Consider the following 14,373-nt stretch of genomic DNA (forward strand, 5'->3'; position numbering starts at 1 on the left):
TCAGGGGTGGTTGGGTATCATATGAAGCAACTCTTCGGTGTGAATAAAGGTATAGCTAATATGGCCAAGCAGAAAAATGATCCGGTGCAGGCTGCGCCGGTCTACGTTGTGCCCGGTGAACAGCTAGCTGCCGGCCGACCCCTTTTCTCATCAACCTGCTACAATTTATTATAGGAGATAGCAAATGAAAATATTCAAGCAAATCGTGTTGGACACGCTGAATGGCCTCTCTACCGGTATTGTGGTTGCGCTGATTCCCGGCGCGCTAGTCAATCAGTTGGTCAAGCTATTTCTGCCCGTCTGGCCGCAACTTGGACTTGTCCTGGCTTTGACCGCCTTCGCTGCGGCCCTCCTGCCGGCAATCAGTGCCGTTTGCGTGGGCATGACCGCTAAATTGTCGCCCATCCAGACATCGTCCCTGGCCCTCGCAGCCACGGCCGGTGCAGGCAGCTTTGCCGCGGTCAACGGCAAGGTGCTGGTAACGGGCAGCGGCGACGTCATCAACACCGCCATTACAATTATGATCGGCTACGGCCTCGTGCTTATTCTGGGCAAGAAATTCAAGGCCTACACCATCCTGCTTGTTCCCCTGCTGGTCCTGCTAATTGCCGGCGGAATTGGCTGTCTGACCCGGATACCCGTCGGCCAGGCAACCACCCTCATTGGCGTCGCAATCAAGCACCTGATGAACCTGCAGCCTGTTTTCATGGGGCTCATCATGGGCGTGGTCTTTGCCTTATTGGTTGTGTCGCCCATTTCATCGGTCGGCATCGCCACCGCCATCAGTATCTCCGGCATTGCTTCCGGAGCGGCCAACCTGGGCATCACCGCTGCCGCCTTTGCCCTTGCAATCTTTGGTTGGCGCGCCAATTCAGTGGGCACGTCGATCGCCCACTTTTTGGGATCACCCAAGATGCAGATGGCCAACCTGATGACCAAACCCAAGCTGCTGCTTCCGCTTCTAATTAATGCCGGAATCATGGGGGCACTAGGCGCATTGTTTCAGATCAAGGGCACGCCCATGTCTGCTGGCTTCGGCTTTTCCGGACTGATCGGGCCCTTGGCGGCAATGGCTGGTCGGCCCGCCACCGCCGGCAACATCTTGCTCATCGTTGTGCTCTTTTTCATTCTGCCCGTTGTCTTGGGGCTTTTAAGCGCTTATCTTTTTAATACCAAATTGCACTACTTCACCAGTCGGGACTTTGAACTTGACTTCAAGTAAGACGGACCGCCACATTTTTTACGCTTGCTTGCTATAATGGGTAATAAGAGAATTAAAAGGAAGGCAGAAGAATGATCAAATTTTACGGGTATAAGCAGTGCTCAACCTCGCGCAGTGCGCAGAAGTGGCTGAAGGAGCACGGCGTTGACGTTGATTTTCAGGATTTGGTGGAAAAGCCGCCGCTAAAGGAGGACCTAGTCAAGTGGATGACCGCGCACCAGGACCGCGGTCTTAGGTACTTCTTCAACACGCACGGCCAGGATTACCGCAAGCTGCACCTGAGCACCAAGGTGGACGGCATGACGATTGCCGACGCCGCGGACTTGATGGCACAAAATGGCAAGCTGATCAAGCGGCCGCTGGTCGTCGAGGGCGATAAACTAACCTGCGGCTTTAACGAAGACGTTTACCAGAAGACGTGGCTATAAAAAAGGCGGGCAATTAGCCCGCTTTTTTTGTCTCCTTTCCTATCTTTGACAGAACAGGTACAATAAGTAGTTAAAAAAGGAGAAAAAAATGAAATATAACCAATACGCCTACGTTGAAACCAATTTTGCAACGCAGGTCAACGAACTGCTAACCATCAAATTTTTGCCGGCCGACTACCAAACGCGGTCCTTCGGCGAGCTACTATCCGCAATGGTCAAGAATGCCCTAGCGGAGGTTGACCGTAAAGACAGTCCCGCCCGGTCCGCCAAACTGCGTGAATTTGCCGTTTCAGAGACGGAAAACCTGGCGGATTTTTTGGCCCGGCACCCCGAGAAGATGTCGCCGGACGAGTTTTACAACGTCGCTTTGCAGCTTTTGGGCTACCACGTGCACTACGACTATGATCTGAATGCGCCCGTCAAGTTCATGAACAAGCAAAATCTGCCTGTTGTCAGCGGCATTGACGATCAGTCCGACCTGATCACGGCCTTTTACCGCCTGCTGAACACGCGCTCCAAAAACGGTCAGCTTCTGATTGACGTCATGGCCGGCAGGGGCTACTTCTTCGACCGCAGGGGCGAATTTCCGGCAGATGAGTTTGTTTTGTTCAACGGCAAAAGCCTGCCGGTCTTTGATACCAGCAAGATTATTCGTGAGGTGGTCTACGTTGAAAGCGACCTTGATACTGACGGCGATGGTCGGTCCGATCTTCTTCAGACCACTATTTTTCGGCCGGCCGAAAGCGACCGCCTGCCCGTTCCTGCCCTCTACACCGCCAGCCCCTACTTCGGCGGAATCATTGACAACGAAAAGCGCAACCACTCGGTTGACGAGAACCTGACGGACGCAACCCAGTGGACCAACCCGCAGTACCAGGCCTCAAACCGGGTGCCGGCTTTAAGCCCCGCCGCTTCCGCACGCACGGCGTACCCGTCAACGGAAAAGGCCGTGGGCAAATCCTCATACGGACTGAACGAGTACATGCTCGCCCGTGGTTTTGCCAGTGTCTTTGCGGGTGCAATCGGCACGCGGGGCAGCGATGGACTCCGCATCACGGGGGCGCCCGAGGAAACCGAAAGCGCCAAGGAAATCATCGAGTGGCTGCACGGCGACCGCATTGCCTACACAGACCGCACACGCACGCACGAAACGAGGGCCAGCTGGTGCAATGGCAACATCGGCATGACCGGCCGCTCCTACCTGGGCACCCTGCAGATTGCCATCGCCACGACCGGTGTGGCCGGTCTCAAGACCGTCGTCTCCGAAGCCGCAATCTCGTCGTGGTACGACTATTACCGTGAACATGGCCTCGTCGTAGCACCGGAAGACTGCCAGGGTGAAGACCTGGAGCTCCTGGCCGAGACGTGCCAGTCGAACCTCTTGGATGCCGGCGACTTCCTGAAGATTAAGTCTAAGTACGACACAATGCAAAAGGAATTGCTGGATAAATCCGACCGGACAACCGGACAGTATTCAGACTTTTGGGAGGCCCGCAACTACCGCCACCACACGGATGGCATCAAGTGCTCGTGGATCAGCGTTCACGGCTTAAACGATTGGAACGTCAAACCCAAAAACGTCTACAAAATTTGGCAAAAGGTCAAAAAATTGCCCGTTGACCACCACCTTTTCCTGCACCAGGGTCCGCACTACAACATGAACAATTTAGTTTCGATTGACTTTACCGACCTCATGAACCTATGGTTCGTCCATGAGCTGCTGGAAGTCGATAACGGGGCCGACCGGCAGTGGCCGACGGTGATGGTCCAGGACAACCTGCAGGCCGACCGCTGGCACGCTGAAGATGATTGGAGCAATAACATCGGCCACACCACGGTCTACTACCCAACCGACGACGGCGAACTGCAAAAAGATGGCAACGGCACGGGCCACCCTTCCTTCGTGGACAAGGGGGGCACGGAATTTAAAAAAGCCCACATCAGCGAAAGCGCGTGGCAGTATAAGTTTATCTCTGGCGACAAGCAGTGGAGCAAGCCTAGCCTGCGCTTTACCACCGATGAATTCATCCATCCCGTTACCATTGTCGGCCGACCAGAAGTCAAGCTGCGGGTATCGTCCAGTCTGAACAAGGGCCAATTATCGGTTGCCCTGGTTGAGGTGGGCGAGCGTAAGCGGTTGACGGCCACGCCGAAGTTTATCATGCCCGGCGGTCAGGAGCTGGGCTTCCGCTTCGGCACCGATACGCTGCAGGAATTCATGCCGGACAAGCCGACTTGCGCAAAAATGATTACCAAGGCGCACATGAACCTGCAAAATTACGCCGACATGAAAAAGCCGCAGGCAATTAAACCGGGCCAGTTTTATGATCTCAGTTTTAAACTGCAGCCCACCTACTACCAAATTCCGGCCGGCAGCAAGCTCTGCCTGATCATCTATTCAACCGACCAGGGCATGACGAAACGGCCGCTTGAAAACACGACCTACACCGTCGACCTGGCCGCAACCGCAATTATGTTCAGCCAGAAGTAAGCTAGTTAGCTCTTTCTAAATAACCATCTGCCAGCAGTTCAAGCAAAATATAGTAACTAGGGAAAACAACTAATACCTCTGGTGGCCCGGATTAAACTAGGATAACCAAAAGCTGTATTAAAAAGAGCATCAACCTGTTGCTTAAACAAAAATATTATTAAGCTCTATCTACTTTAGAATATTTGACAAAGAGCCATTAATTAATGTATCACACATGCAAAAAAGCGAACGTTACTACAGCAACGTTCGCTTTTTTGCTTTTAACGACTCCTAGTGTCATCTTGCCTTTTTTAATGCACTTGCGGGCAAACCTTCTAGAGCGGCTTATCCCCATGCCCTAGTAACCCATGTAGCGGTTACGCTCCCAGTCCGAAACGGACTGGGCATACTGGGACCATTCCAGTTCCTTGGAACTGATGAAGCTTTGCGTCAGGTGCTCGCCAAGAGCGGCTTTGATCAGCTCATCCTTCTTAAACGCCTTGAGCGCATTGTGCAGTGTCGACGGCAGCGGTTTGATGCCCGCCTTATTGCGTTCTTCTTCAGTCAACGTGAAGATGTTGCAGTCAACCGGATCCATCGGCATTTTTTCTTCCTTAATCCCGGCAAGACCCGCGGCTAGACAGGCCGCAAGCAGCAGGTAGGGGTTGGCCGTTGGGTCAGCGGACCGCATCTCAAGCCGCGTGTTGATCTCCTCGGCTGACGGCACCCGGACCATCGGAGACCTGTTCTTGGACGCCCAAGAAATATAGACTGGGGCCTCAAAGCCCGGAATCAGACGCTTGTACGAATTCACGGTCGGGTTGCCAACAGCGGTGATTGCCCGGGCGTGCTCCAGGATGCCATTCAAGAAGTAGAGGGCGTCGTTAGACAGGTGGAACTTGTTGTCTGCGTTATAGAAGGTATTCTTCTTGCCCCGGAACAGGGACATGTTCGTGTGCATGCCGTTGCCCGCCTGGCCCTGCAGCGGCTTGGCCATGAATGTGGCATACAGACCATGCCGTTTGGAAATTTCGCGGACCACCAGCTTGAACAGCTGCACCCGGTCGGCAGTCGTCAGCGCATCGTCAAACTTAAAGTCAATTTCCTGCTGGCCGTCACCGACCTCATGATGGGCGGCTTCGACCTCAAAGCCAATACTCTCCAGCGTTTCAACAATGTCGCGCCGGCAGCTTGCACTCTCATCCTGTGAGGTCAGGTCAAAGTAGGAGGCGTGGTCCGGCACCTCGGTCGTCCAGTTGCCGTCTTGGTCGAGCTTAAGCAAGTGAAACTCGGCTTCAAAGCCAATGTCAAAGGCCGAAAAGCCCATGTCATTCATCTGCGCCAGAATCCGTTTCAGGTTGTTGCGCGGATCGCCGTCAAACGGCTTGCCGTCCGTAGTATGCACCGAACAGATCAGGCAGCCAATCTTGCCACCCTGCACATCCGTCCACGGCAAGACGGACCAGGTGGCAAAATCCGGGTACAGGACCATGTCGCTTTCTTCCAGACGGACAAAACCGTCGATTGAAGAGCCGTCAAACCTAATATCATTATTCAACACTTTTTCCAGCTGACTATTGGGTACCTCAACTGCCTTGAGGGTACCGTTAATGTCGGTAAACATGAGCCGCAAGAAACGCACATCATCGTCCGCGACACTCTTTCTAATATCATCTGCTGAAATTTTCTTTGTCATGCTTCTCCACCTAAAATATATATATCTAATAATTGGTATAAATCAATAAGAGCATGTCTTCCATGCAATAAACTGATTAACAGGTTAGCAAACCACCGCACAAATGTAAAGTGGTATAGCTTATGCCGCCCAACTTTTACCAAAGCTTTACTGGGGGCAGGCTAGTTTTGATAGAACAACTCGTTGACCGCGTTGGTAATCGCAATCTTGACGTGGGCATACGTGAGCCCGCCCTGCATATAGAGTGCATAGGGCGGACGAATGGGACCATCGCCGGAAAATTCGATGCTGGCACCGTCAACAAAGGAGCCGTCAGCCATGATCACCTTGTCCTCGTAGCCCGTGTCGTTGCTCGGAATGGGATCGACGAATGAATTCACCGGGGAATTCTGCTGCAAAACCTGTGCAAATCTGACCATCTTGTCCTGATCATGGAAAACAACGGCCTGGATGAGGTCCGTGCGGTCATCATTCCAGCGCGGCGTTACCTGGACGCCCATCCGTTCCAGCAGCGCTGAAGCGTAGATTGCGCCCTTAATCGCGTTGCCCGTCACGCTAGGCGCGAGGAACAGTCCCTCAAAGTAGTCCCGGTTGTTGTCGAGGCTGGCACCCTCTTCACGCCCGATGCCGCCCGCCGTCAGACGGGCCGCCGTGTTCTCGATGAGTTCGTGCTTGCCGACCACGTAGCCGCCAACCTTGGCCAGACCACCACCCGCATTTTTAATCAGGGAACCGGCCATCAGGTCAGCCCCGTATTCGGTTGGCTCGTGCATTTCGGAGAATTCGCCGTAGCAGTTATCGATAAAAATGATGCTGCCGGGGGAAACCTCCCGGATCATCTTGATCATCGGTTTAATCTTCGCCACGGTAAAGCTCTGCCTCGTGTCATAGCCACGTGAACGCTGAATCACAACCATCTTGGGCTGGTGCCCTGCCAGCAGCGTGCGGGCAGCAGCAAAATCAACCTCACCGTCTTTCAGGTCGACGTGGGAAAACTTCACGCCGTACTGCTTCAGGCTGCCACGACCATCACCGGCAATGCCGATCACCTGCTGCAGGGTATCATACGGCATCCCCGTCAGGTAGGTCAGTTCATCGCCGGGCAGCAGGTTGCCGGCCATTGCGGTGGCCAGCGTGTGCGTCCCGGAAACAAACTGCGACCGAACCAGGGCATCTTCGGTGCAAAAAATCTGCGCATAGATGCGGTCAAGCTTGTCCCGACCGCTGTCGTCACTGCCGTATCCGGTAGTCCCCATCAGGTCAGCCTCAGCCACTTGGTGGTCCTTATACGCCTGTAAAACCTTGTTTTGGTTATACAGGATATTTTCGTCGATTTTTGCCAGCTGCGGCGCAATCTGCTGCTCCACCGTGCTGACAATCTGCTGCAATTCGACCGGCCAGTTATTCATTCATCCATTCCTCCGTTTTTTCTTCAATTTTACGCAAACACGCGGGATCGTTCAAGGGGTCAAACCACACTACCGGCAACTGGTGGCGCAGGTACGTCAATTGGCGCTTGGCGTACCTGCGTGACGCCGTCTTAAGCATAGCCACGCAGTCTTTTAGGTCGCATTCGCCGGCAAAATAAGGGAAAAATTCCTTATAGCCGATTGCCTGCAAAATCTGGTGTTCGCGCGCCCGGTTGCGGTACACAAACTCCGCCTCCGCGAGCAGCCCCTCTTCCATCATCTGGTCAACGCGCTTTTCAATGCGGCGGTATATCTCCTGGCGCTGGGAGTTGAGGCCGATAATCAGGTAGTCATACCGCGGCGGGATCGCGTCTTGCTGCTGCGAAAACTTCTTCCCTGTCCGGGCTATCACCGTTAATGCCCGCAAAATGCGGCGGACATTAGCGGACGGAATTTTGGCCGCCGCCTCCGGGTCCAGACCATTCAATTCCCGCCACAATTTTTCCGGACCCGCCTCTTCAAGCAGGTCGAGCCACCTCGCGTCAACGCCGCCCTGCTCCCTGTTTCCTTCGCCCAGCTGCATCTTGTTGAGCAGCGCGTTCACGTAAAAGCCGGTGCCGCCAACGAGCATGGGCAATTTGCCCCGGGCACTGATCTGCGCAACCGCACGTTGCGCCTGTTCAACAAAATCCGTCACTGCGTACGGCTCAAAAACCGATTGCGTGTCCACAAGGTGGTGCGGGACGGCCCGCTGCTCGCTCGGCGTTGCCTTTGCGGTCCCGATTGCCACCTCGCGGTAGACCTGCATTGAATCCCCCGAAATCACCTCGGCGTTCAGCCGGGTGGCGATTTTAATCGCCAGACTGGTCTTGCCAATCGCCGTCGGCCCCACGACCGCTAGAACTTTCTGCATCTTTTGCTTTCCTTTTCCCCTTTTATTAATATCTAAAAAAACACGTTTGAACAACCTGCAAACATGTTTTTTTACTTAGTATTTAGATGACTTGGTGCGGCCGTTCCACTCGTCAAAGCCGGTCTTCAACCATTTAATCGACGTGAAGTGCTTTTTTTGCAGGAATCTAGCCGCACGTAAAGTAACGGACAAAGAATCCGAATACAGGTACACGGGCAAATCCTTCCTGAGCTCAGCGTACTGGTACTTGAGCATGGTGTACGGCAAGCTGCGCGCGCCATCAATGTGCTTGCGCTTGAACGGTGCCTTCTCCCGCAGGTCGACGATTTGCGCCTTGCGCATGCCCTTGTTGAACTCATCATTGGTCAAGTCGCCGTGGCCGAGGCGTTTAGTCTGAATTTTGTTCCACAGCCACGTCAAAACGAAGGCCAAAATCACGATCAATAATACTGCGTCAATAATAATTAAAAAAGTTGACATAAATTTTCTTCACTCCCAAAAAGCTTATAAGGATAATATACTACTAAATTCTTCTAAGAGCCACGCCTATCTTTTTTGTATCTTTTCCTCATACTCGTGTTCACGGCGCAGGATTAGCTTGGCCACCAGGTAATCGTGCTGGTCGATTAAATGCGCGCGGTTGATGTTGTCAAGTTCAAGTGCCATCAGCTCAATATCCCAAATTCGCCGGCCCACGTGGACGAAAATGCCGTACTTCTTCAAAAGCTGCTGTACATCATATAGTGTCTTCATTATAGTTTGATTATCATACCCATTCTAACCGCAGCAACGCAGTAAACGATCAGCACGCACACGGCAACAAACCGCCACTTGGCGGAATAGCGCTGCATCCGGTCACCAATAATCAGCACGATCAAAAAGCCGACGAGGAAGCCGCCGATATGGCCCTGAATGTCGATATTCGGTGCAAACAGGTCGAGGCCAATATTGATTAGGGCCAGCCAAAAGGCCTGCCGGCCCAAGTAAGTGATGATTGGATTGGCCCGGTTGCACACGGCAATCGCCGTCATGGCGCCGAACAGGCCGAATAAAGCGGTTGACGCGCCGGCGGAAATAGCCCGGTCGCTTCCCCACGCAAGGCTCAAAAGGTTGCCGCCAACGCCGGACAAGAGGTACAAGCAGAGAAAGCGCCAGTGCCCCAGGATTTGCTCGATGGAGATGCCTAGATAGTAGATCATCACGGCGTTAGAAACCAGGTGCATGATGCCGATATGCAAAAACTGGGCGGTAAAGAGCCGCCACCACTGGCCGCCGGCCACCACGGCATAGTTGCTCATCGCCCCCATCTTGACCAGGACAAAGGTGTTCTCTGACCCGCCGAGTGCCACCTCAATTAGAAAAACAGCCAGCAGCACAACCAGGATGCCCACGGTCACGTATGAATTTTTCAGGTTTTGACGTTGATCCATCTTTGCCAGTCCCTCCTACCTCTGCATGACCGCTTGCGGCGTAATAATCGTTTGAATCTGCACGTCCGTTTTCTCGGGCTGCCAGGCAGCTGTTGCAAAAGTCATCTGCGAATTAGCGAGGGCAACCGTTTTTGTGTCCGGGTGCTGGGCCAAAAAGCGGTCGTAGTAGCCGCCACCAAAGCCCAGGCGCTCGTGGGAGTCAAGCGCAAAGGCCAGGCCGGGAACGACTATCAGGTCCAGCTTGTTGTTAATCCGGGCGTCAGGATCACTGACTTCCTCAACGCCGAACTTCGACTTGGTAATCTTGCTCGTGTAGCTGTAATAAATAAAATCCTGGGTACGCTCACGGTTATCGTTAGCGCGCGCCAAGTACACGTCCTTGCCCAGAACCCAGAGGCGTGCTATCAACTTGGAAGTGTCAACTTCATAGGACAAAGAAGAAGTAATGCCAATACTTTGACTGCTTGCAAGCATTTTCCACTTCATTATTTGCCCGAGCAGGGCCTCATCTTCGCGGGCTTTTTCCCTCGTATCCGCATATGCGCTTAACCTTTTAATCTGTTTTTGCCGTAGTTCTTTTTTATTCATGATTCTTCCATTACAAAAAATAGCAGGGGCACAGGCCCTTGCTATATTGGTTTACTACTTAGTTTCACGATGAAGAGTCGCGTGTCGTTCAACTGGACAATACTTCTTCAAACTTAAACGTTCCGGATGCTTACGCTTGTTTTTCTTAGATAAGTAACTTCTATCGCCACATTCGGTGCATTCTAAAATGATGTTATCTGCCATTTTTTTCACCACCTAAAACTTTATTCTGACTGTACTATTCTAGCATTTTTATGTTATCTTGACCAGCGTTATTCACTAATTTTTGCTTCTATGCAATTTAAAGTAGTCCTGAACCATCGCCTTGGTCATTTGCAGCGTGTAGGAACCCTCGAGTTCAGGGTCAAGACCAGGAAAAACAACTGCCGTCGCAATTTCGGGGTTGCTTGACGGGGCGTAGCCGACAAAGGTGGCATTGACCAGCTCCGGCGGATTCTTCCGGTTGGGGTGGTTAGGATCGAAGTAAAAGGTCTGGGCCGTCCCCGACTTGCCTGAAATCTCCGGCTTGACGTCCTTTAGCTTATGCGCCGTCCCCCAGGAATTGGTGCCGTGCACCACGCGCCAAAAGCCCTGTTGGACGATGTTTAATTCGTCCTGCGTCCACGGCACGCGCAGCTGGACCACCGGCTTCTTGTTGTAGTTGATGTAGATGTTCTTGCCGCTGGGCGAGGTGCGTCCGATCGATTGCACAACATAGGGCTGCATGCGGTAGCCGCCGTTGGCAATCGTCGACACGTACTGCACCATTTGAATTGGCGTATACGCGTCGTAGTTGCCGTAGGACAGGTCAAGGACAGACCCGGACAGGATTATCCCCTTGTCGTTAAACGACCGTCCCTGAATCCCGGAAATCTCACCGGGCAGGTCAACGCCCGTTTTCTGGCCCAGGCCGAACATGTTGAAGTTGTGCCGGATGGTGTCAAAGGCCGTGTCCGGCATCCTGATTTTTACCTTCGGCACATATTCGGCACCCACCCAGTTCATCGCCAGGTGCATCATGTAGATGTTGCTGGACACCTCAAGCGCAGTTTCAGCGTCAAGTGCCCCAAACGTCCCCACGGGGTAGACGGACTTCTTAATCGGCGTGCCCGGCAGGTAAACCGGCGTGTCGGGCAAAACGTTGTTGGTCGGCGTGATCACTTTGTTGATCAGCCCGCCACTGACCATCGCGCCCTTAACGGCGGATCCCATGACAAAGGCCTGGTTGATTACGCCGAGCGCGTTGTTGGTCGTCTTGTTTTTTACCGGGTCACGGCTTATGCCGGCAATCGCTAGGAGTGCGCCCGTCTTCGGGTTCATCGCAACGGCATAGGCACCGTTGGAATAACGCGCGGCACCGGAGCCCAGTGCGGCCGCATAGGTGCGTTCAAGCGCGCTCTGAACCTTTTTTTGGTACCTGGCGTCAAGCGTCAAGACCAGACTGGCCCCGGCCTGGCCAGAGTATACCGACTTGGTCTGTTTGATGTCGCCACTGGTCTTGGTCCACACCTTGCTGGTGGCCTTGGTTCCCTTGAGCAGCGGCTCGTACTTTTCTTCCAGGTATGAAGTCCCGACGCGGTCATTGCGCGAGTAGCCGTTAGTCAGGTAATACTGCAGGTTGTCACTGGGCAGGCCCGCTTTTTCCGTTGACACGGAGCCAATGATGCTCTTGATTGACGAGCCGTTGGGGTATGACCGCTGCCAATCGGTACCGATGCCCACGCCCGGCAGTTCAGACAGGTGCTCGCCCACCTCGGCAATTTCCTTGTCGGTCAGGCCACTGTTCTTAATGTAGATTGTTGATAAGGTGTAGGCCCCAGAAATTTTGTTATAAATGAGCGCCGCCGTCTTTTCGCGAGCGGTTAGTTTAATGTGGCGTGCGCGCGCCTGCTTCATGATTGCCTGGTTGATCTGATCCTCGTCCTGGGTTGCCCTAATTGACTTGGGTACCCTAGACGTCTCGCGAATGCTGTTCTTCTTGTCGCCCAGGTAGTAGTCGATCACCTGCTGCTCGGTCGGCTTTTCATTGCGAATTCTGATGTAGCCGCTTAGTGCGTTCGAGATTGCGTAAATATCCGCCGCCGTAGTCGAGACACTCTTGGTATAGGTGATGGCGTTCTTCGCCTTGTTGCCGACCAGGACGCTGCCCTTGGCGTCGTACATGACGCCCCGCGGAACCTGACTCGACACGACAGCCGAATTTGACTTCTGCACCTCGGCCTTGAAGCGCGAGCCATAACCAATCTGCAGGTAAGCCAGCTGGCCAATCAAAGTAGCAAAAAGAATAAAAATAATCCCCAGGATGATCTTCATCCTGATGGGTGTCGAAGCCTGGTTCTTCGAACCCCGGGCTCCCTGATTTTTCTTAAAAAATTTCACGTAATCAAACCTCACTAGACTAGGGTTATTCTAACAAAAAGCAGCGGGCAATTCTATCACTTGCGCGTTCCTTTGGCAAAATTTTAACAGATTGACTGCGGCGCCGCGGGCCTCTGGGCGCCATAACCAAAACACAAACGCCCTTGACCAAGCGGCAGCGCACGACTTGCTTAAACTATTTCCCAGGAAATCGTCTTGTTATGAAAAGGCCTTCAGTATTCTGTGCTTTTGTAATAAAATAAGTTTAAACGGTAACAATTTAAATAAAAGAGGAGAACAAGATATGACACTTAAATACCAGATCGGCGTAGACGCCGGCGGGACGCATACGATTGCAATCGCTTATGACATGAATGGACAGCAGCTTGAACAAGCCGAAACCGGTCCCGGACAGGTCAACACAGACTACAGCAGTGCAATCGCCAACATCGTTGGCGCAATCAACCAACTGATTGAGCGCATAGACGGCGATTGTCAGCGCATCATGTGCGGAATAGCCGGCCTGTCAGTCATCGGCCACGCGTCCGAAGTGGCTGCGGAAATTTCGTCGCGGGCCTACAACCTGCCGACCCGTGCGGTAACCGACTCCCTGCTCGCCCTGTACAACGGACTGGAAGGTGATGACGGAAGCCTGGTAATTGCGGGCACCGGTTCCGTCTTCAACGGCCTCCAAAAGGGCAGAATCATCACCACGGGCGGCTATGGCTTCATGCTGGGCGATGAGGGGTCCGGCTATGCGATTGTGCTGTCCGCGCTAAAGGCGGCCCTGCTCAGCTGGGACAAGCGCGAACCCAACCAGCTGATTGCGCTCTTCAACAAGCTCTTCAAAGTCGACAACATCGTTGATGCAACCGCAAAATTCTACAAGCTGGCCAACGCCGACGTCGCTTCCATGGCCGTTGATGTAGCCCGGCTTGCAGATGACGGCGATCCCGACGCCAAGGCCGTAATTATGGAGCAGGCCGAGCTATTAGCGCGCGACATCGTTATCGGCATGGACCGCTTCGAAAACCCGAAGCCGATGAAGGTTGCGCTAACCGGATCGGTTCTCGCCAACAACGGCATGCTGCGCGCGCATTTAGAAGAAAAGGTCCACGAGAAGTACCCCGACGCAGAATTTACCATCTCAAACGGGGAGAACGCACGTGGCGTAGTCTTCGACAAGAGCAAGGACTACCGCTACTTCACCAGCCACTAAAGACATGCTAAAAAAGACCAGAACGGCTTAAGTGCTGGGCCCCGCTTTAAGGGCCCGCTTCAAACATTCTGGTCTTTTTTGCTTGCCTTGAACGCGTTCTGCTCAATCTACAGAACCAGTCCGGCAATTATCTAGTCTTCTACCTTGTTGATCACGGCGTCAAACTTGCCGCCGGGCGTCGCAATGGTGACCGTATCGCCCTTCTTTTTGCCTAGAATGGCTTGGGCAATCGGCGAATCATTGGAAATCTTGCCGTTTAACGGGTCAGACTCGTCGCTGCCCACGATCGTGTAGGTTTCCGGCTCGTCCTCGCCCACCTCGGTGTAGGTAACGGTCTTGCCGACGGCAACCTCATCGGGGTTAGTGGAGTTGGCGTCGACAACGTGGGCGTACTTCAGCATTTCCTCAACGACGCTGATCCTGTCTTCCAGGTGACTCTGTTCGTCCTTGGCTGCATCGTACTCTGAGTTTTCGGACAAGTCGCCGTAAGAACGCGCAACCTTGATGCGCTCAATAACCTCTGGGCGCTTAACAACTTTTAGATTTTTTAGTTCCGCTTCAAGTTTTTCTTTTCCCTCAGCGGTCATTGGATATGATTTCTCGGGCATAAAATTTTCTACTCCTTAAAGTTAAAATTTCG

General features: G+C 53.2%; 15 protein-coding genes. 5 read left to right on the top strand and 10 right to left on the bottom strand.

Translation table 11 applies throughout. The features are described 5' to 3' along the window. Positions 1-39 precede the first annotated feature (39 nt). The 4 genes from AC2JF6_RS01650 to AC2JF6_RS01665 all read left to right on the top strand — a co-directional run bounded on the left by AC2JF6_RS01650 (position 40) and on the right by AC2JF6_RS01665 (position 4,141). Positions 40-174: a hypothetical protein gene (locus AC2JF6_RS01650; protein WP_500729015.1), complete on the top strand. Its 135-nt coding sequence runs from the start codon at positions 40-42 to the stop codon at positions 172-174. 10 nt (positions 175-184) lie between these two features. Further along, entirely contained in the window at positions 185-1,222 is a 1,038-nt protein-coding gene (locus tag AC2JF6_RS01655) for a PTS sugar transporter subunit IIC (protein WP_500729016.1), read from the top strand. 71 nt (positions 1,223-1,293) lie between these two features. Next, positions 1,294-1,650, top strand: a complete 357-nt coding sequence (locus AC2JF6_RS01660) for an arsenate reductase family protein (RefSeq protein ID WP_500729017.1) — start codon at positions 1,294-1,296, stop codon at positions 1,648-1,650. An 88-nt stretch (positions 1,651-1,738) separates the two neighbouring features. Further along, positions 1,739-4,141 carry a Xaa-Pro dipeptidyl-peptidase gene (locus AC2JF6_RS01665; RefSeq protein WP_500729018.1) on the top strand — a complete coding sequence of 801 codons (2,403 nt, stop codon included), beginning with the start codon at positions 1,739-1,741 and terminating at the stop codon, positions 4,139-4,141. 337 nt (positions 4,142-4,478) lie between these two features. Here AC2JF6_RS01665 and glnA read toward each other — a convergent pair whose 3' ends face one another. From glnA to AC2JF6_RS01710, 9 genes are all read right to left on the bottom strand, one after another. Further along, positions 4,479-5,816, bottom strand: a complete 1,338-nt coding sequence (glnA, locus tag AC2JF6_RS01670) for a type I glutamate--ammonia ligase (protein WP_500729019.1) — start codon at positions 5,814-5,816, stop codon at positions 4,479-4,481. Positions 5,817-5,977: 161 nt separating this feature from the next. After that, entirely contained in the window at positions 5,978-7,225 is a 1,248-nt protein-coding gene (locus tag AC2JF6_RS01675) for a methionine gamma-lyase family protein (protein WP_500729020.1), read from the bottom strand. Then, positions 7,218-8,138 carry a tRNA (adenosine(37)-N6)-dimethylallyltransferase MiaA gene (gene miaA, locus AC2JF6_RS01680; protein ID WP_500729021.1) on the bottom strand — a complete coding sequence of 307 codons (921 nt, stop codon included), beginning with the start codon at positions 8,136-8,138 and terminating at the stop codon, positions 7,218-7,220. The genes AC2JF6_RS01675 and miaA overlap by 8 nt, the downstream gene beginning before the upstream one ends. Positions 8,139-8,213: 75 nt before the next feature. Beyond that, on the bottom strand, positions 8,214-8,618 hold the full coding sequence (locus tag AC2JF6_RS01685) for a rhodanese-like domain-containing protein (RefSeq protein WP_500729022.1): 405 nt from the start codon (positions 8,616-8,618) through the stop codon (positions 8,214-8,216). A 66-nt stretch (positions 8,619-8,684) separates the two neighbouring features. Continuing rightward, positions 8,685-8,891 (bottom strand): YqgQ family protein, encoded by a 207-nt coding sequence (locus AC2JF6_RS01690; protein ID WP_500729023.1) that lies wholly within the window; start codon positions 8,889-8,891, stop codon positions 8,685-8,687. Continuing rightward, positions 8,891-9,568 carry a rhomboid family intramembrane serine protease gene (locus AC2JF6_RS01695; RefSeq protein WP_500729024.1) on the bottom strand — a complete coding sequence of 226 codons (678 nt, stop codon included), beginning with the start codon at positions 9,566-9,568 and terminating at the stop codon, positions 8,891-8,893. The genes AC2JF6_RS01690 and AC2JF6_RS01695 overlap by 1 nt, the downstream gene beginning before the upstream one ends. A gap of 15 nt (positions 9,569-9,583) precedes the next feature. Then, the gene (locus AC2JF6_RS01700; protein ID WP_500729025.1) at positions 9,584-10,156 is read right to left on the bottom strand and encodes a 5-formyltetrahydrofolate cyclo-ligase; all 573 of its coding nucleotides are present in this window, start codon (positions 10,154-10,156) and stop codon (positions 9,584-9,586) included. A gap of 54 nt (positions 10,157-10,210) precedes the next feature. Next, a complete protein-coding gene (gene rpmG, locus AC2JF6_RS01705) occupies positions 10,211-10,360 on the bottom strand; it encodes a 50S ribosomal protein L33 (RefSeq protein WP_172999151.1) in 150 nt (49 codons plus the stop codon). Between the two features lie 75 nt (positions 10,361-10,435). Then, the gene (locus AC2JF6_RS01710) at positions 10,436-12,535 is read right to left on the bottom strand and encodes a peptidoglycan D,D-transpeptidase FtsI family protein (RefSeq protein WP_500729026.1); all 2,100 of its coding nucleotides are present in this window, start codon (positions 12,533-12,535) and stop codon (positions 10,436-10,438) included. Positions 12,536-12,818: 283 nt separating this feature from the next. On the opposite strand from AC2JF6_RS01710, the gene AC2JF6_RS01715 reads away from it, so the two are divergent. Continuing rightward, positions 12,819-13,733 (top strand): N-acetylglucosamine kinase, encoded by a 915-nt coding sequence (locus AC2JF6_RS01715; RefSeq protein ID WP_500729027.1) that lies wholly within the window; start codon positions 12,819-12,821, stop codon positions 13,731-13,733. Between the two features lie 131 nt (positions 13,734-13,864). Here the strand turns inward: AC2JF6_RS01715 and greA are convergent, their stop codons facing one another. Further along, complete coding sequence (greA, locus tag AC2JF6_RS01720; RefSeq protein ID WP_500729028.1) at positions 13,865-14,341, bottom strand: transcription elongation factor GreA; 477 nt, start codon at positions 14,339-14,341, stop codon at positions 13,865-13,867. Between the last annotated feature and the right edge of the window lie 32 nt (positions 14,342-14,373).

This window comes from Lactobacillus sp. XV13L (assembly GCF_059900875.1).